This is a genomic window from Cedecea sp. NFIX57 (assembly GCF_900177785.1).
Taxonomy (GTDB): domain Bacteria; phylum Pseudomonadota; class Gammaproteobacteria; order Enterobacterales; family Enterobacteriaceae; genus Cedecea; species Cedecea neteri_C.
In genome coordinates this window covers 1-17,831 of sequence record NZ_FXAS01000025.1, presented here as the reverse complement: position 1 = coordinate 17,831, position 17,831 = coordinate 1, and the positions used below count along the sequence as shown (strand labels likewise).

At 54.5% G+C, this 17,831-nt stretch carries 18 protein-coding genes; 15 read left to right on the top strand and 3 right to left on the bottom strand.

Annotation, left to right across the window (positions count from 1 at the left end; genetic code table 11):
* The first annotated feature begins 49 nt into the window (after positions 1-49).
* Entirely contained in the window at positions 50-670 is a 621-nt protein-coding gene (rhtC, locus tag B9Y90_RS19010; RefSeq protein WP_085542189.1) for a threonine export protein RhtC, read from the top strand.
* On the opposite strand, the gene rhtB is transcribed toward rhtC, so the two are convergent.
* Positions 671-1,291 (bottom strand): homoserine/homoserine lactone efflux protein, encoded by a 621-nt coding sequence (rhtB, locus tag B9Y90_RS19005; RefSeq protein WP_085542188.1) that lies wholly within the window; start codon positions 1,289-1,291, stop codon positions 671-673.
* Between the two features lie 100 nt (positions 1,292-1,391).
* Here rhtB and pldB point away from each other — a divergent pair, with 100 nt between their 5' ends.
* From pldB to B9Y90_RS18990, 3 genes are all read left to right on the top strand, one after another.
* Entirely contained in the window at positions 1,392-2,384 is a 993-nt protein-coding gene (gene pldB / locus B9Y90_RS19000; protein ID WP_085542211.1) for a lysophospholipase L2, read from the top strand.
* 27 nt (positions 2,385-2,411) lie between these two features.
* A complete protein-coding gene (yigL, locus tag B9Y90_RS18995; RefSeq protein WP_039289233.1) occupies positions 2,412-3,218 on the top strand; it encodes a sugar/pyridoxal phosphate phosphatase YigL in 807 nt (268 codons plus the stop codon).
* Between the two features lie 111 nt (positions 3,219-3,329).
* A complete protein-coding gene (locus tag B9Y90_RS18990; RefSeq protein ID WP_085542187.1) occupies positions 3,330-4,229 on the top strand; it encodes a carboxylate/amino acid/amine transporter in 900 nt (299 codons plus the stop codon).
* Here the strand turns inward: B9Y90_RS18990 and metR are convergent.
* Complete coding sequence (gene metR, locus B9Y90_RS18985; RefSeq protein ID WP_039289235.1) at positions 4,117-5,070, bottom strand: HTH-type transcriptional regulator MetR; 954 nt, start codon at positions 5,068-5,070, stop codon at positions 4,117-4,119. The two genes, B9Y90_RS18990 and metR, sit on opposite strands and share 113 nt — an antisense overlap.
* Positions 5,071-5,308: 238 nt before the next feature.
* On the opposite strand from metR, the gene metE reads away from it, so the two are divergent.
* Positions 5,309-7,570 carry a 5-methyltetrahydropteroyltriglutamate--homocysteine S-methyltransferase gene (gene metE / locus B9Y90_RS18980; protein ID WP_085542186.1) on the top strand — a complete coding sequence of 754 codons (2,262 nt, stop codon included), beginning with the start codon at positions 5,309-5,311 and terminating at the stop codon, positions 7,568-7,570.
* A 37-nt stretch (positions 7,571-7,607) separates the two neighbouring features.
* On the opposite strand, the gene B9Y90_RS18975 is transcribed toward metE, so the two are convergent.
* On the bottom strand, positions 7,608-8,435 hold the full coding sequence (locus B9Y90_RS18975) for a dienelactone hydrolase family protein (protein ID WP_085542185.1): 828 nt from the start codon (positions 8,433-8,435) through the stop codon (positions 7,608-7,610).
* A gap of 254 nt (positions 8,436-8,689) precedes the next feature.
* Here B9Y90_RS18975 and udp point away from each other — a divergent pair, with 254 nt between their 5' ends.
* The 10 genes from udp to hemB all read left to right on the top strand — a co-directional run bounded on the left by udp (position 8,690) and on the right by hemB (position 17,685).
* A complete protein-coding gene (gene udp, locus B9Y90_RS18970; RefSeq protein WP_008455474.1) occupies positions 8,690-9,451 on the top strand; it encodes a uridine phosphorylase in 762 nt (253 codons plus the stop codon).
* Positions 9,452-9,592: 141 nt separating this feature from the next.
* Positions 9,593-11,026, top strand: coding sequence for a DNA recombination protein RmuC (rmuC, locus tag B9Y90_RS18965; RefSeq protein WP_039289238.1), 1,434 nt, complete (start codon positions 9,593-9,595; stop codon positions 11,024-11,026).
* A 91-nt stretch (positions 11,027-11,117) separates the two neighbouring features.
* Positions 11,118-11,888 carry a bifunctional demethylmenaquinone methyltransferase/2-methoxy-6-polyprenyl-1,4-benzoquinol methylase UbiE gene (gene ubiE / locus B9Y90_RS18960; protein WP_008455469.1) on the top strand — a complete coding sequence of 257 codons (771 nt, stop codon included), beginning with the start codon at positions 11,118-11,120 and terminating at the stop codon, positions 11,886-11,888.
* 13 nt (positions 11,889-11,901) lie between these two features.
* Positions 11,902-12,507, top strand: a complete 606-nt coding sequence (gene ubiJ / locus B9Y90_RS18955) for a ubiquinone biosynthesis protein UbiJ (protein ID WP_085542184.1) — start codon at positions 11,902-11,904, stop codon at positions 12,505-12,507.
* Positions 12,504-14,144 (top strand): ubiquinone biosynthesis regulatory protein kinase UbiB, encoded by a 1,641-nt coding sequence (gene ubiB, locus B9Y90_RS18950; protein ID WP_085542183.1) that lies wholly within the window; start codon positions 12,504-12,506, stop codon positions 14,142-14,144. The genes ubiJ and ubiB overlap by 4 nt, the downstream gene beginning before the upstream one ends.
* Before the next feature lie 77 nt (positions 14,145-14,221).
* A complete protein-coding gene (gene tatA, locus B9Y90_RS18945; protein WP_039289241.1) occupies positions 14,222-14,476 on the top strand; it encodes a twin-arginine translocase TatA/TatE family subunit in 255 nt (84 codons plus the stop codon).
* Between the two features lie 3 nt (positions 14,477-14,479).
* On the top strand, positions 14,480-15,037 hold the full coding sequence (gene tatB / locus B9Y90_RS18940) for a Sec-independent protein translocase protein TatB (RefSeq protein ID WP_085542182.1): 558 nt from the start codon (positions 14,480-14,482) through the stop codon (positions 15,035-15,037).
* A gap of 2 nt (positions 15,038-15,039) precedes the next feature.
* Positions 15,040-15,822 carry a Sec-independent protein translocase subunit TatC gene (tatC, locus tag B9Y90_RS18935; RefSeq protein WP_039289243.1) on the top strand — a complete coding sequence of 261 codons (783 nt, stop codon included), beginning with the start codon at positions 15,040-15,042 and terminating at the stop codon, positions 15,820-15,822.
* A 43-nt stretch (positions 15,823-15,865) separates the two neighbouring features.
* Complete coding sequence (tatD, locus tag B9Y90_RS18930) at positions 15,866-16,666, top strand: 3'-5' ssDNA/RNA exonuclease TatD (protein ID WP_085542181.1); 801 nt, start codon at positions 15,866-15,868, stop codon at positions 16,664-16,666.
* Positions 16,663-17,685, top strand: a complete 1,023-nt coding sequence (gene hemB / locus B9Y90_RS18925; RefSeq protein ID WP_085542180.1) for a porphobilinogen synthase — start codon at positions 16,663-16,665, stop codon at positions 17,683-17,685. The genes tatD and hemB overlap by 4 nt, the downstream gene beginning before the upstream one ends.
* The last annotated feature ends 146 nt before the right edge of the window (positions 17,686-17,831 follow it).

Sequence of the window (17,831 nt, the reverse complement as noted above, 5' to 3'; positions counted from 1 at the left end):
AGTGGCAGGATAATGACTCTTCGAATTATCTGCACGCGAGCTATTCCCTATGTTAATGCTATTTCTGACCGTGGCGCTGGTGCACATCGTTGCCCTGATGAGCCCGGGTCCTGACTTTTTCTTTGTTTCCCAGACAGCCGTAAGCCGCTCTCGCAAAGAGGCGATGATGGGCGTGCTGGGGATCACCGCTGGCGTCATGGTTTGGGCGGGCGTGGCGCTGCTTGGCCTGCACCTGATCCTCGAAAAAATGGCCTGGCTGCATAACATCATCATGGTCGGCGGCGGGCTGTATCTTTGCTGGATGGGCTATCAGATGCTGCGCGGCGCATTCAAGAAAGAAGTTAAAGACGAAGAAACGCCGAAAGTTGAGCTGGCGAGCGGTGGAAAGAGCTTTGTGAAAGGGCTGCTGACGAACCTGGCTAACCCGAAAGCGATTATCTACTTCGGCAGCGTGTTCTCGCTGTTTGTTGGTGACAACGTGGGCAGCGCTGAGCGCTGGGGCCTGTTTGTGCTGATCGCGATTGAAACCTTCGCCTGGTTCACTATCGTGGCGAGCCTGTTCGCCTTACCAAAAATGCGTCGCGGCTATCAGCGCCTCGCCAAATGGATCGACGGTATGGCGGGCGCTCTGTTCACCGGCTTTGGTATTCACCTGATCATCTCCCGATAATCAGGCCTGGCGCGCTCCTGCAAGCAGCGCGCCAACCAGTACAAACAACGAGCCGAAGACCCGATTCAAGGCTTTCATCTGGCGCGGCCCCTTAATCCAGGCGGCAATTCGTTTGGCCAGGGTCGCATAGCCAATCATCACAATGATATCAACGACGACTGTGGTAACACCGAGCACAATGTACTGCATCGCCTGGGGTTGATGTGGGACGATAAACTGCGGGAACAGCGCGGCCAGAAACACGATGCTTTTCGGGTTGGTCAGGTTAACAAACACCGCTCGCTTGAACAGTTTGCTGCGCGGTTGCGTGGTGGCCAGCGTGTTTAAATCCAGCGCGCCAGCGGCTCTCCATTGCTGGATCCCCAGCCAGATAAGATAGGCAACCCCTGCCCATTTCAGGACTTCAAAGGCCAGCAGCGAACGTGAAAACAGGGCGCCAAGCCCAACGCCGACCAGCACAATATGCAGCGCCAGCCCGGTTTGCAGTCCGGTAATTGACGCAGCCGCACCGCGATAGCCATGGCTGATGGCGGTGGTCATCGTATTGATGGCACCGGAGCCGGGGGAAAGGCTAAGAATTATTGTGGTTAGCAGATAGGTAAACCACCACTCGAAGGTCATGCGAAACTCCCTGAACGCGCGCTTTTATGCCACAATACGCTATTGTTGATAAGCGTGCCACGGGCCCTAAAAAAACCACAGATACCTGATGCCGACCCCTATGTCTCAGCATAAAAATGGATGGTTAGAACGGGAAGGCGCATTTGCTGCTTTTGCCACAGGCCCACTGACGGACTTTCGGCGCAAGCGGGAAGAGCGCGAATTCACCGGCGTGGATGACGTGCCGGTTCGCTATGTTCGCTTCTGTTCGGCGCAGCACGATCGCGTGATTGTTGTCTGTCCCGGCAGAATAGAAAGCTACGTGAAATATGCTGAGCTGGCGTATGACCTTTTCCACAGCGGGTTTGATGTTTTGATCATCGACCACCGTGGGCAAGGGCGTTCAGGACGAATGCTGTCGGACTCCCATCGTGGCCACGTCGTCAACTTTAGTGACTATGTCGAAGATTTTGACCGCTTTTACCAGCAGGAAGTGGCGTCAGGGCACTGGCGTAAACGCTATCTGTTGGCCCATTCGATGGGCGGCGCGATTGCCGCGTTATGGCTACAGCAAGCACCGGACGCTTTTGATGCGGTCGCGCTCTGCGCCCCGATGTTTGGTATTATCCTGCGCTGGCCGGAATGGATGGTGCGCCATATTCTTGACTGGGCCGAAGGGCATCCACGTATTCGGGAAGGATACGCCATTGGGACGGGCCGCTGGCGCGCGCTGCCGTTTAGCGTTAACGTCCTGACCCACAGCGAAGAGCGATACCGCCGCAGCCTGCGTTTTTATGCTGATGAGCCAGCATTGCGGGTGGGCGGGCCAACGTTCCATTGGGTACGAGAAGGGATCCTCGCCGGAGAAAAGGTGTTAGCAGGAGCCACTGCTATTACCACGCCGATCTTTTTACTCCAGGCGGAAGAGGAGCGAGTGGTCGATAACCGCGCGCACCAGCAATTCTGCGAAATTATGGCCACGGCGGGCCACCCTTGTGAGGGGGAAACACCTTACGTCATTGAAGGCGCGTATCACGAGATCCTGTTTGAGAAGGACGCTATGCGAGCCAGAGCATTGTCTGCCGTGCTTGAGTTTTTCGACCGGCATAACTAATTGAAAATATCTCTCCAGAGGATCCCTATGTACCATGTTGTTGCTTCAGATTTAGATGGCACCTTGCTGTCTCCCGATCATTTCCTCTCCGCTTATGCGAAAGAAACGTTAAAGCTGCTCACCGCGGAAGGCGTTAACTTTGTTTTTGCGACGGGCCGACACCATATCGACGTGGCGCAAATTCGTGACAACCTTGAGATCAAGGCGTACATGATCACCTCGAACGGGGCGCGTGTGCACGATACCGACGGTAACCTGTTCTTCTCTCACGATCTCGACCATGACATCGCTCAGGACTTGTTTGGCGTGGTGCATAACAACCCGGACATCGTGACCAACGTCTACAAAGGCGACGAGTGGTTTATGAACCGCCACCGCCCGGAAGAGATGAAATACTTCCAGGAAGCTAAATTCAGCTACACCCTGTTTGAGCCGGGCCTGCTGGAAGCTGACGGCGTCAGCAAAGTATTCTTTACCTGCGACGATCACGACACGCTGCTGCCGCTGGAACAGGCGATCAACGCCCGCTGGGGTGACCGCGTGAACGTCAGCTTCTCGACGCTGACCTGTCTGGAAGTGATGGCGGGTGGTGTCTCCAAAGGGCACGCGCTGGAAGCCGTCTCGAAAGCGATGGGTTACAGCCTGAAGGATTGCATTGCCTTTGGCGATGGCATGAACGACGCCGAGATGCTGAGCATGGCGGGCAAAGGCTGCATCATGGGTAACGCTCACCAACGCCTGAAAGATCTGCTGCCTGAGCTGGAAGTCATTGGCACCAACGGCGATAACGCCGTGCCACACTATCTGCGCAAGCTGTTCCTCAAGGCGGAGTGATCTGCCAATGACGGGTGGTTTATTAATAACCACTCGTCAACTAAATAGTTAAGCCAATGTAGCATCCTCTCAGTACAATGGCGCAATCTTGTTCGTTGTGGATTGCTCATTGTGCCATTACTCATCATTACCACCATTCTGTGGGCCTTCTCGTTTAGCCTGATTGGGGAATACCTCGCCGGGCATGTGGACAGCTATTTCTCGGTGCTGATGCGCGTTGGCCTGGCGGCGTTGGTGTTTCTGCCATTCCTGCGTTTTAAAGGTTACCCGCTCAAAACCCTGCTGCTTTACATGCTGGTGGGGGCGCTACAGCTGGGTGTGATGTACCTCTTCAGCTTCCGCGCTTACCTCTATCTCACGGTATCCGAATTCCTGCTTTTCACGGTAATGACGCCGCTGTACGTCACGCTGATCTACGACTTACTGAGCGGTACTAAACTGCGCTGGGGCTATGCGCTGAGTGCGGGGCTGGCGGTGATTGGTGCGGCGATTATTCGTTACGACAAAGTGAGCGATCATTTCTGGATTGGCCTGCTGCTGGTGCAAGGGGCCAATATCTGCTTCGCCATCGGCATGGTGGGCTACAAGCGCCTGATGGAAACGCATCCGATGCCGCAACACTGTGCATTTTCGTGGTTCTATCTGGGGGCGTTTATTGTCGCTGTTGTGGCCTGGTTTGCGCTTGGCAATCCGCAGAAACTGCCCACCACGACGCTACAGTGGGGGATTTTGGTCTGGCTTGGCGTGGTTGCTTCCGGACTGGGCTATTTTATGTGGAATTACGGTGCAACGCAGGTGGACGCCGGCACGCTCGGCATCATGAACAACGTGCATGTCCCGGCCGGGCTGCTGGTGAATCTTGCCATCTGGCAGGAGCAGCCCCACTGGCCGAGCTTTATTATTGGGGGAACGGTGATAATGGCCTCGCTATGGGTACATCGCCGATGGGTCGCTCCGCGTTCTTCACAAACGGTAAATGGTCGCAGGCATGCTGGCGCGTCGAGCGAATAAACGCCTCGGTCACCGGCTGGCGCTGTTCGCCGTCGCGTACCGCGGCGTAGAGCCGACTCCATAAACCTTCACCCAGGGTTCTGGTGACAATCAGGCCCTGGTGCTCAAAGCTTTCCACCACCCAATGCGGCAGGGCGGCAATCCCCATCCGCGCCGACACCATCTGAATCAGCAGCAGCGTGTTATCCACGTTTTTCAGTGACGGGCTAACCCCTGCGGGCTGCAGGAAATGACGCCAGATATCCATGCGTTCACGCTGTACCGGGTAGATAAGCAACGTTTCAAGCGTTAAGTCATCAGGCTCAATGCTCTCTTTCTTCGCCAGTGGGTGGTCGGTCGCCATCACCAGGCGCACTTCAAAATCAAACATCGGCGAATAATGTAACCCGCTGCGCGGCAAAATATCGGAAGTCAGAACGATATCCAGCTCGCCCTGCTGCAGCGCAGGCTGCGGATCAAACGTGACGCCGGATTTAAAGTCCATCTCCACCTGCGGCCAGTGCTGGCGGAAATTCTCCAGCGCAGGCGTCAGCCACTGAATACAGCTGTGGCACTCAATTGCAATGCGCAGCCGGGTCTGGTGCGGCTCATTGCAGGCCTGCAGGGCACGGCCAATCTGCGGCAACACTTGTTCCGCCAGCTGCAGCAGGATCTCCCCCTGCGGCGTAAAGCGAAGTGGCTGACTTTTACGGATAAACAGGCGGAAGCCGAGCCGCTGCTCCAGATCGCTGAACTGGTGAGAGAGGGCCGACTGAGTCTGATGCAGGGCGGCAGCAGCGGCGGCCAGCGAACCGCTGTGTCGTAACGCTTGCAGCGTCCGCAGGTGTTTAATCTCGATCATGAAAGTCCTTCACTTCGGCATGAACAAATTGCGCTTGAGGATTATACAGTACCTGCTGATTATAGAAGTGTAAACATCTGGACGTCTAAATCCAGCGTCTTTCGAATTTATGGCGCGTTGGTTTCACTCACTTACACCGGTCACTTACTTATGTAAGCGCCCGGTGATAAGCGAGCTTACCGCCTTCCCTAAATCCGAAATCCATCTGGATTAAGCTTATAAATAAAGAGGCGATAATATGACAATCCATAATCACACCCTGGGGTTCCCTCGCGTCGGCCTTAAGCGCGAGTTGAAAAAAGCACAGGAAAGCTACTGGGCAGGGAATACCTCCCGCGAAGAATTACTGGCGGTTGGCCGCGAACTGCGTGCCCGCCACTGGGACCAACAAAAACAAGCTGGCGTCGAATTACTGCCGGTAGGCGATTTCGCCTGGTACGACCATGTTCTGACCACCAGCCTGCTGCTCGGTAACGTACCGGCTCGTCATCAGAACAAAGACGGCAGCGTCGATATCGATACGCTGTTTCGCATCGGCCGTGGCCGTGCACCAACTGGTGAGCCTGCCGCCGCCGCAGAAATGACCAAATGGTTCAATACCAACTACCACTACATGGTGCCGGAATTTACTAAGGGGCAGCAGTTCAAACTGACCTGGACGCAGCTGCTGGAAGAAGTCGACGAGGCACTTGCGTTGGGCCATAAGGTGAAACCTGTCCTGCTTGGGCCAGTGACTTACCTGTGGCTGGGCAAAGTGAAAGGTGAACAGTTTGATCGCCTGGGCCTGTTGAAAGATATTTTGCCGGTCTACCAGCAGGTGCTGGCCGAATTGGCGAAGCGTGGCGTTGAGTGGGTACAAATCGATGAGCCTGCGCTGGTGCTGGAGCTGCCAAAAGCATGGCTGGATGCCTTCAAACCCGCTTACGACGCGCTGACCGGCCAGGTGAAGCTGCTGCTTACCACCTACTTCGAAGGCGTAGGGCCAAACCTGAACACCATCACCGCGCTGCCGGTGCAGGGTCTGCACGTTGATTTTGTGCATGGCAAAGATGACGTGAATGACATCCATAAGAAACTGCCTGCAAACTGGCTGCTGTCTGCAGGTGTTATCAATGGTCGTAACGTCTGGCGTGCCGATCTGACGGAGAAATATGCTCAGTTAAAAGATCTGGTGGGTAAACGTGAATTGTGGGTGGCATCTTCCTGCTCCCTGCTGCACAGCCCAATCGATCTGAGCGTAGAAACTCGTCTGGATGCCGAAGTGAAAAGCTGGTTTGCTTTTGCTCTGCAGAAGTGTGCCGAGCTGTCTCTGCTGACTGAAGCGTTAAACAGCGGGAATACCGCAAAAATTGCTGAATGGAGCGCACCGATTCAGGCTCGTCGCCAGTCCAAACGTGTGCACAATGCCGCTGTCAGCGAACGTCTGGCTAAAATTACCGCCCAGGATAGCCAGCGCCAGAATGCTTACACTGCCCGTGCAGCAGCCCAGCGTGAACGTTTCAACCTGCCAGCCTGGCCAACAACGACCATCGGCTCCTTCCCGCAAACAACTGAAATTCGCGGCCTGCGCCTGGACTTCAAAAAAGGCAAGCTGGACGCCAACAACTATCGCACCGGTATCGCCGAACATATTAAACAGGCGATTGCAGAACAGGAACGTCTGGGCCTTGATGTACTGGTTCATGGCGAAGCCGAGCGTAACGACATGGTCGAGTATTTCGGCGAGCATCTGGACGGCTTCGTCTTTACTCAAAACGGCTGGGTGCAGAGCTACGGCTCCCGCTGCGTGAAGCCACCGATTGTTATCGGTGATATCAGTCGCCCGGAGCCGATCACCGTTGAGTGGGCCAAATACGCGCAGTCCCTGACCGACAAACCGGTTAAAGGCATGCTGACCGGTCCGGTCACGATTCTTTGCTGGTCCTTCCCGCGTGAAGATGTTTCCCGAGAGACTATCGCGAAGCAGATTGCGCTGGCCTTGCGTGACGAAGTAGCGGATCTGGAAGCCGCAGGTATCGGTATCATCCAGATTGATGAACCCGCTCTGCGTGAAGGTTTGCCGCTGCGCCAGTCTGACTGGCAGGCTTATCTGGAGTGGGGCGTGGAAGCCTTCCGTCTGAACGCCGCCGTGGTGCGAGATGACACCCAAATCCACACCCACATGTGCTACTGCGAGTTCAACGACATCATGGACTCCATTGCGGCGCTGGATGCGGACGTGATCACCATCGAAACTTCCCGTTCCGATATGGATCTGCTGGAGGCGTTTAAAGAGTTCGAGTACCCGAATGAAATCGGGCCGGGGGTATACGACATCCACTCTCCAAACGTTCCGGATGTGCAATGGATTGAAGCCCTGCTCAAGAAAGCGGCGGAATCCGTTCCGGCAGAGCGCTTGTGGGTTAACCCTGACTGCGGCCTGAAAACCCGTGGCTGGCCGGAAACCCGTGCGGCGCTGGCAAACATGGTACAAGCGGCTCAGAATCTGCGCACTGCTTGATGCTAAGAGTAAAGGGGGCTTTTCGCCCCCTTTCTTATTACTTCCTCACGCCATAGCGTTTAAACCACGCCAGCATTCTTTCCCAACCATCTTTGGCCGACTCTTCATGGTAGCTCGGGCGATAATCTGCGTTAAAAGCATGCCCGGCTTCCGGGTAAACAATGATTTCCGCATTGGCATTGGCCGCTCTTAGTGCCTGGCGCATGGTCTCAACGCTTTCCTGAGAGATCCCGGTATCCTGGCCACCATACAGGCCTAGCACTGGCGCATTAAGATTGACGGCGATATCTACCGGGTGGTGATGAGAGTTCAACGTCTTTTCACCTGTCAGCTTGCCGTACCAGGCGACGGCCGCTTTGAGCTGTGGATTGTGTGCCGCATAAAGCCAGGCGATTCGCCCGCCCCAGCAAAAACCGGTGACCATCAGGCGGTGCGCGTCGCCGCCGTTGCGTGAAGCCCAACTTGCCACATGGTCAAGATCGCCCAGCACCTGGTTGTCCGGTACTTTTGAGACCAGGCCGCTTAACAACGTGGGAATATCGGCGAAGTCACCCGGTTCGCCCTGGCGAAAATAGAGCTCCGGGGCAATGGCCAGGTAGCCTTCAAGCGCCAGCCGGCGACAGAGATCGCGGATATGTTCGTGTACGCCAAAAATCTCCTGAATGACAATAACGACCGGCAGCGGGCCATCGGCATTTTTGGGCCTGGCGTGGTAAGCCGGCATATTGTCGCCCTGGCTTGGAATTGACGTTTCCCCAGAAAGAATAGCGTCGTCCGGCGTTAGCAAAGCGGTGGGGGCGATGGGTGAGGCCGCCGGTGCGAAACCTTCGCCCGGTGTGTTATGTGTTGTTTGCTTTTGTTTCATGGTTTTCTCCGAACCAGCATTAGCGCAGTGTGATAACTATAGCCAGGATTAGTAGCAAATCTGGCGGGCAAAAAACGCCGTCAAAGTTCAAAAAATAGCCCGATCGACACTTAATTGTGATGCTGATCGCATATGAGCATACAAATAATGTAATTTGTTTCATTCAAAGTGAGCGTCATCACGAAATTATGCTCAGGGGTTCTGTAAAGTGTCGCTTTGCTTCTCCTGAAACCTACTCAACAGAGGAGTCTGTTATGTCCAAGTCTGATGTTTTCCATCTCGGCCTCACTAAAAATGACCTGCAAGGGGCTACGCTTGCCATCGTCCCAGGCGATCCTGAGCGTGTGGAAAAAATCGCCGCGCTGATGGACAAGCCGGTTAAGCTGGCTTCCCACCGTGAATTCACTTCCTGGCGCGCCGAACTCGACGGCAAGCCGGTTATCATCTGTTCTACCGGTATCGGCGGCCCATCGACCTCTATTGCTGTTGAAGAACTGGCGCAGCTTGGCATCCGTACTTTCCTGCGCGTCGGGACGACCGGGGCGATTCAGCCGAACATCAACGTGGGCGATGTGCTTGTGACCACCGCCTCCGTTCGCCTTGATGGTGCCAGCCTGCACTTCGCGCCTATGGAATACCCGGCTGTGGCAGACTTCGCATGTACCACTGCGCTGGTTGAAGCGGCAAAAGCCGTGGGCGCAACGACGCACATCGGCGTGACCGCATCCTCCGACACCTTCTACCCTGGGCAGGAGCGTTACGACACGCTGTCCGGCCGCGTAGTTAGCCGCTTCAAAGGCTCAATGAAAGAGTGGCAGGAAATGGGCGTGATGAACTATGAAATGGAATCCGCCACGCTGCTGACCATGTGTTCAAGCCAGGGCCTGCGTGCGGGTATGGTTGCTGGAGTAATCGTGAACCGTACTCAGCAAGAGATCCCTAATGCGGAAACCATGAAGAAAACGGAAAGCCACGCGGTGAAAATCGTGGTCGAGGCGGCGCGTCGCCTGCTGTAGTTTTGCTTTTCCGTTCATAAGGCCGGCGCTCGCCGGCTTTTTTTATGCTTTGCGCACTCCCTTCCGGAAAATCCCTTTTCATCTGGACATTTATACAGCAGAATTTTATTTTGCCGATGTTGATATCGTTTTGGGGGATGCATGGATATTTCACTGTTGTTTGGGCTGGGCATCGGGCTGGTGGGCTTGCTGACCGGCTGGCTTATCGCCAGTCTGCGTGCGGCACAGCGGCTGTCGGCTTTACATGAAGAACAGCGTGAAATCTACGGTGAGCTTACAGCCGCGCGGCAGGAGCTTCAGCAAAACCAGCACTGGCGGGAAGAGTGCGACCAGCTTAACCGTGAAGTCCGCACCCAAATGGAAATTAACAGCGGGCAGGAAGCAGATATCCGTGAATTAACCACATTGCTGGAGCAAACGCGGCTCAATGCTGAAGACAAGCACCGTCAAATGCTCAATAGCGAGCAGCGCCTGAATGAGCAGTTTGAGAATCTGGCCCACCGTATTTTTGAGCAAAGCGGGCGCAAAGTTGAAGAGCAGAACCGCCAAAGCCTGAACATGTTGCTCTCTCCACTTCGTGAGCAGCTCGATGGTTTCCGTCGCCAGGTCCAGGAAAGTTTTGGTCAGGAGGCCCGTGAACGCCATACGCTGACGCACGAAATCCGTAACCTGCAGCAGCTCAATGCACAAATGGCGCAAGAGGCGCTCAATCTCACCAAAGCGCTAAAGGGCGACAACAAAACCCAGGGTAACTGGGGGGAAGTGGTGTTAACTCGGGTACTGGAAGCTTCTGGCCTGCGTGAAGGCCATGAGTATCAGACTCAGGTGAATATCCAGCTCGAAAATAACAGCCGCATGCAGCCGGATGTTATCGTTCGCCTGCCGCAGGGCAAAGACGTTGTTATTGATGCAAAAATGACGCTGGTGGCCTACGAGCGTTACTTCAATGGTGAAGATGAACTCACGCGTGAAAGTGCGCTGAATGAACACATCGCCGCTATCCGCAGCCATATTCGCCTTCTGGGCCGTAAGGATTACCAGCAACTGCCGGGGTTGCGTTCCCTGGACTACGTGTTGATGTTTATTCCCGTTGAGCCCGCTTTCCTGCTGGCTATCGACAGACAGCCTGAACTGATTAGCGAAGCGCTGAAAAATAACATTATGCTGGTGAGCCCGACGACGCTGCTGGTGGCGTTGCGCACGATTGCTAACCTGTGGCGCTATGAACATCAAAGCCGTAATGCCCAACAAATCGCCGACAGGGCGGGGCGACTGTACGATAAAATGCGCCTGTTCGTGGATGATATGTCTGCCATTGGGCAAAGCCTCGATAAGGCCCAGGACAACTATCGGCAGGCGATGAAAAAGCTTTCGTCCGGGCGTGGGAATATCCTGGTTCAGGCTGATGCGTTTCGCGGGCTTGGCGTAGAAGTCAAACGTGAGATGAATCCAGATCTGGTTGAACGCGCTCGTCAGGAAGATGAGGATGATTCGGCGCGACTGGGCCATGAGGGCGAAGAACCTGAGGCTGAATTCGATGCTTTGTCTTCATTGCGCACAGGTGAAGAGCGTTAAACTGAGGCTGAGTAGCACGGTTGAATCATAGGGCTTTCGCGCCCATTCTGTTACACTTCCCGAACATTTTCTTGATTAAGCAGGCATTGAGATGGTTGATGAATCCCAGGAGTCCGGATCCCAGGAAACAACGCACTTTGGCTTCCGTACCGTAGCTAAAGAGCAAAAGGTCGATATGGTGGCGAACGTGTTCCACTCTGTTGCGGCGAAATACGACGTAATGAACGACCTGATGTCTTTTGGTATCCACAGGTTGTGGAAACGCTACACGATAGATTGTAGCGGTGTGCGTCGTGGCCAGCGCGTGCTGGATCTTGCGGGCGGTACGGGCGATCTGACGGCGAAATTTTCTCGTCTGGTCGGTGAGACCGGTGAAGTCGTATTGGCCGATATTAACGATTCGATGCTGAAAATGGGGCGTGAAAAGCTGCGCAATATCGGCATTGTGGGGAACGTCAGATACGTGCAGGCTAACGCCGAAGCGCTGCCATTCCCGGACAACACCTTTGACTGCATCACCATCTCCTTTGGCCTGCGTAACGTCACGGATAAAGACGCTGCATTGCGCTCTATGTTCCGCGTGCTCAAACCCGGTGGCCGCCTGCTGGTGCTTGAGTTCTCCAAACCGGCTTTCGAGCCGCTGAACAAAGCCTACGACGCGTATTCCTTCCACATTCTGCCGCGCATCGGTGAAATGGTCGCTCAGGACGGCGAAAGTTATCGCTACCTGGCAGAATCCATTCGCATGCACCCGGATCAGGAAACGCTGAAAGGCATGATGGAAGAAGCCGGGTTTGAAAACACTACCTATTACAATATGACCGGTGGGATTGTCGCCCTGCACCGTGGCTATAAATTCTAACCAGGGAGCCGCGATGCCATTTATGTCGCTGATGACTGCCGGAATCGAAGGTGTGCTGAACACCTTCCTCTGGCGCGATCGTAGCCTGAAATCCGCACGTCAACGCCTGCAGGGCAAGACGTTGCGCGTTAACCTGAAAGAATTTTCAGCGCCGCTGGTGCTGGTGTTCAGTGAACAACAGCTGGACGTCCTGAGCCAGTGGGAAGGTGAGGCGGATTGCAGCGTCACAACCCATATCGGCGTGCTGCCGAAACTGCGCGATCGCCAACAGCTTACCGCCCTGATTCGCAGCGGTGAACTTGACGTGGCGGGTGACATTCAGGTTGTACAAAATCTGGCATCGCTGATGGACCTCGCGGAGTTTGACCCTGCTGAACTGCTGGCCCCGTATATAGGCGATATTGCTTCTGAAGGTATCAGTAAGTTTGCGCGTCATGGCGGCAAGCTGTTGAAAAAAGGATTTATCCGCAATCAGCAGTATCTGGGGGAAGCGCTCACTGAAGAGTGGCGTATGGCGCCGGGTTCTCTCGAAGTGGCCTGGTTCGCAGAGGAAACCGAAGCGCTGGCACGCTCGGTGGACGCACTCAGCCAACGGCTTGATAAGCTGGAGGGCAAATGACGCCAGGAGAAATTCGCCGCCTTTATTTCATTGTCCGTACCTTCCTGAGCTATGGTCTCGATGAGCTGATTCCCAAAATGCGCATTACGCTGCCGTTACGTGTGTGGCGTCGTTGCCTGTTCTGGATGCCTAATCGTCACCGCGATAAGCCTTTGGGGGAGCGCCTTCGCCTTGCGCTGCAGGAGCTTGGGCCCGTTTGGATCAAGTTTGGCCAGATGCTTTCCACCCGTCGCGATCTGTTCCCACCGATCATTGCCGATCAGCTGGCTATGCTGCAGGACAGAGTTGCGCCCTTTGACGGCGCGCTGGCGAAAAAACAGATTGAACTGGCGATGGGCGGCATTCCCGTTGAAAGCTGGTTCGATGATTTTGACATCAAGCCTCTGGCCTCCGCCTCCATTGCTCAGGTGCACACCGCACGCCTGAAAGAGAGCGGTAAAGAGGTGGTGATTAAGGTGATTCGGCCCGATATCCTGCCGGTGATCAAAGCCGATATGAAGCTTATCTATCGCCTTGCTCGCTGGGTACCTCGACTGCTGCCGGATGGCCGACGTCTTCGCCCACTGGAAGTGGTGCGTGAATACGAAAAAACGCTGATCGATGAGTTAAACCTGCTGCGTGAAGCGGCCAACGCCATCCAACTTCGCCGTAACTTCGAAAACAGCCCGATGCTGTATGTGCCGGAGGTTTATTCGGATTACTGCAGCGAGAGCATGATGGTGATGGAGCGGATTTACGGTGTTCCAGTTTCTGACACCGTTGCGCTTGAAGCGCAGGGCACCAACATGAAACTGCTTGCTGAACGAGGCGTGCAGGTCTTCTTTACCCAGGTTTTCCGCGACAGCTTCTTCCATGCGGATATGCACCCGGGCAACATCTTCGTGAGCTACGACCACCCGGAAGATCCGCAATACATTGGTATCGACTGCGGCATTGTGGGCTCACTGAACAAAGACGATAAGCGCTATCTGGCAGAAAACTTTATTGCCTTCTTCAACCGGGATTACCGCAAAGTGGCCGAGCTGCATGTGGACTCCGGCTGGGTGCCGGCAGATACGAATGTCGAAGAGTTCGAGTTCGCTATTCGCACCGTTTGTGAACCTATTTTTGAGAAACCTTTGGCTGAGATTTCCTTCGGTCACGTACTGCTGAATTTGTTCAATACCGCGCGCCGTTTCAACATGGAAGTTCAACCACAGCTGGTTTTACTGCAAAAGACCCTTTTATACGTCGAAGGCGTCGGTAGGCAGCTTTATCCGCAGCTAGATCTGTGGAAAACGGCGAAACCTTTCCTGGAAAGCTGGATCAAAGATCAGGTTGGTATTCCTGCTCTGGTACGCGCTTTCAAAGAAAAAGCCCCTTTTTGGGTGGAAAAAATGCCGGAATTGCCGGAACTGGTGTACAACAGTTTGCGCCAGGGCAAGCAATTACAGCTTAGCGTTGATAAAATTCAGCGCGACCTGCAACTTCATCACGTGCGGCAGGGACAGTCGCGTTACCTGTTCGGCATCGGTGCCACGCTTATACTGAGCGGGACGCTGCTGCTGATCAACAAACCTGAGTGGGACTTTATGCCTGCCTGGTTGATGGCAGGGGGAATCGTTGTCTGGCTGATTGGCTGGCGGCGCTCTGCCTGAACTTTAATCGGAATTAACGGGTGATTGCCGTATAATAGCGGTTCTCATTGCCTTAACATCTTTATTCAGGAGTAGGTATGGGCATCAGTTGGCCACAATTGCTAATCATTGTTGTTATCGTTGTTTTATTGTTTGGCACCAAGAAGTTGGGCTCTTTAGGTTCAGACCTTGGCGCGTCTATTAAGGGCTTCAAGAAAGCCATGAGCGACGACGACAGCAAAGAGAAAGAAAATGGTGAGAAGGATGCTGATTTCACAGCGAAATCCCTCTCTGAAAAACCGAGCGACGTGAAAAAAGACGAAGCGAAAAGCAACGACAAAGAGCAGGTATAAACCGTGTTCGACATTGGTTTTGGCGAACTGCTGCTGGTGTTTGTGATTGGCCTGATTGTTCTGGGTCCACAACGCTTACCGGTGGCGGTAAAAACAGTTGTTGGCTGGGTGCGCGCGCTGCGCTCTCTGGCTACCACGGTGCAGAACGAACTCGCTCAGGAACTGAAACTGCAGGAACTGCAGGACAGCCTGAAAAAGGTCGAGAAAGCCAGTATGGATAATTTGACGCCTGAACTGAAGGCGTCAATGGACGAACTGCGCCAGGCCGCTGAGTCGATGAAGCGTTCCTATACCCAGCACGATCCTGAAAAGAACAGCGACGAAGCGCATACCATCCATAACCCGTTGGTTAAGGATGAGCAGCAAAGTCATGAAGGCGTCACGCCAGCCAATGCGGCACATCAGGCGGCTTCGCCTGATATCGTACCGTCAGAGGCTGTGCCTACGGCGCCAGTGACGGTCGAAAACGTCGTCGAATCTGCTGTAGAGCCTCAGGTGAAGCCTTTGCCCGAGGCTGCACCCGCTGTCACCCCAACGCAACCTCCAGGTGAAAAATCTTAACTATGGCTGTTGAAGATACCCAACCGCTCATTAGCCATCTGATCGAGCTGCGTAAGCGTCTGCTGAACAGTATGATCGCCGTGCTGGTGATTTTCCTGGCGCTGGTCTATTTCGCCAATGACATCTATCAAGTGGTTTCCGCCCCGCTGATCAAACACATGCCACTGGGTTCAACGATGATTGCGACCGATGTCGCGTCACCGTTCTTTACCCCGATAAAATTAACCATTTACGTTTCGGTGTTCCTGGCGGCGCCGGTCATTCTGTACCAGATCTGGGCTTTTGTTGCCCCTGCGTTGTACAAACATGAGCGTAAGCTGGTGATGCCGTTGCTGTTTTCCAGCACCCTGCTTTTTTATATCGGGATTGCCTTTGCTTACTTTGTCGTCTTCCCGCTGGCCTTTGGCTTCCTGACAAAAACCGCGCCAATAGGGGTGGTCGTCTCGACGGACATCACGAAATATCTCGATTTTGTCATGTCGCTGTTCATGGCCTTTGGCGTAGCATTTGAGGTGCCTGTCGCCATTATCCTGCTGTGCTGGATGGGAGTGACGACACCGGAATCACTGAAACAGAAGCGCCCTTATATTCTGGTCGGGGCTTTTGTTGTCGGCATGCTGTTAACGCCGCCGGATGTTTTCTCGCAAACCCTTCTGGCGGTGCCAATGTACTGCCTGTTTGAGGTTGGCGTCTTCTTCTCCCGTTTCTACGTCGGTAAAGGGCGTAATGGTGATGAAGATGATGAGTCTGAATCTGAAGAGACGCGCTCTGAAAAAGAGCAGTAATGAAATAGCCGCCCTCAGGGGCGGTTGTCGTTTGGAGGGAGAGATGTTTGATATTGGCGTGAATCTAACCAGTTCTCAATTCGCAAAAGATCACGAGGATGTGGTCGAGCGCGCATGGCAGGCTGGCCTGAGTGGCATGATGTTGACCGGTACCAACCTCCATGAAAGTGAACAAGCGTTACTCATGGCGCAGCGATATGAAAATTGCTGGTCCACCGCCGGAGTGCATCCCCATGATGCCAGCCAGTGGAATGATGAAACTGCAGACGCCATCCATCGTTTAGCGACGGCACCCCAGGTCGTCGCTATCGGCGAATGCGGTCTCGATTTTAACCGTAACTTCTCCACTCCGGCAGAGCAGGAGCGCGCTTTCACCGCCCAGCTGGCGCTGGCTGCGGAGCTGATGATGCCGGTCTTTTTGCACTGCCGGGATGCCCACGAACGCTTTCTTGCACTGCTTGATCCCTGGTTGGATCAACTGCCCGGCGTAGTACTGCACTGCTTTACCGGCACTGAAGAGGAAGCCCGCGATTGCCTGCTCCGAGGGTTATTCATCGGTATCACTGGCTGGGTTTGCGATGAGCGCCGTGGCCTGGCCTTAAGAGAGTTACTTCCGGTTATCCCCGCTCAGCAATTGCTGCTGGAAACCGATGCGCCCTATTTGTTGCCCCGGGATTTACAACCAAAACCTGCGTCCCGCCGCAACGAACCCTGTTATCTGCCCCATATCCTGAATAAGGTCGCCGAATGGCGCGGTGAAGACCCGGCCTGGCTTGCGCAGGTAACAGATGACAATGCTCGTCGGTTATTCCGACTGGGTTTTAATCAGGAGAAAGTTAAATGAGCTATGCATTTCCCGGTACGTTTCCCGGGCGCCGTATGCGCCGCGTACGCCGCCATGACTTCAGCCGTCGTCTTGTGGCTGAAAACCAGCTGACGGTAAACGACCTTATTTACCCTGTGTTTGTCATGGAAGGCCACAACCAGCAGCAGGAAGTGCCGTCCATGCCGGGTGTTTATCGTATGACCATCGATCAACTGCTGAAAGAAGCTGAGGTGGTAGCGAAACTGGGTGTACCGGTGCTCTCTCTGTTCCCGGTCATTGAAAGCGACGGGAAATCGCTGCATGCGGAAGAAGCCTATAACCCAAACGGGCTGGTACAGCGCGCTGTGCGTGCGCTGAAAGATGCTGTGCCTGAGCTTGGGTTGCTGACTGACGTTGCCCTGGATCCTTACACCACCCACGGGCAGGACGGTGTCATTGACGCTGATGGTTATGTGATCAACGACATCACTCGTGAGATTCTGGTTCGTCAGGCACTTTCCCATGCTGAAGCCGGGGCCGAAATCGTTGCACCTAGCGATATGATGGATGGACGTATTGGCTCAATCCGGGAACAGTTAGAAGCTGATGGCTTCGTGAACACCCAGATTATGTCCTATGCCGCAAAATATGCTTCCTGCTACTACGGCCCGTTCCGGGATGCCATTGGCTCTTCCGGTAACCTGAAGGGCGGCAATAAGAAGACTTACCAGATGGATCCGGCTAATAGCGACGAAGCCTTGCAGGAAGTGGCGCAAGATCTGCAGGAAGGGGCCGACATGGTGATGGTGAAACCTGGGATGCCTTACCTCGACGTTGTGCGCCGCGTGAAAGACACCTTTGGCGTGCCTACCTTTGCCTATCAGGTCTCCGGTGAATATGCGATGCATATGGCTGCGATTCAGAACGGCTGGCTGGCCGAAAAACCGGCCATTATGGAATCGTTGATGTGCTTTAAGCGTGCTGGCGCGGATGGCGTGCTGACGTACTTCTCAAAACGTGTTGCCCAATGGCTGCACGATGAGCAGATGCAGCGCTAGTTGTGATTCAGGAACAAAAAGGCCAGCAGATGCTGGCCTTTTTCAGATTGATGACAAAGTCCTGGCCGTGAGGCCGGGACTTTGATCTAATAAGGTCAGTGCAAAAAACGGACTGACCGCCATGCTCAGAGAACTTTCCCCGCAGC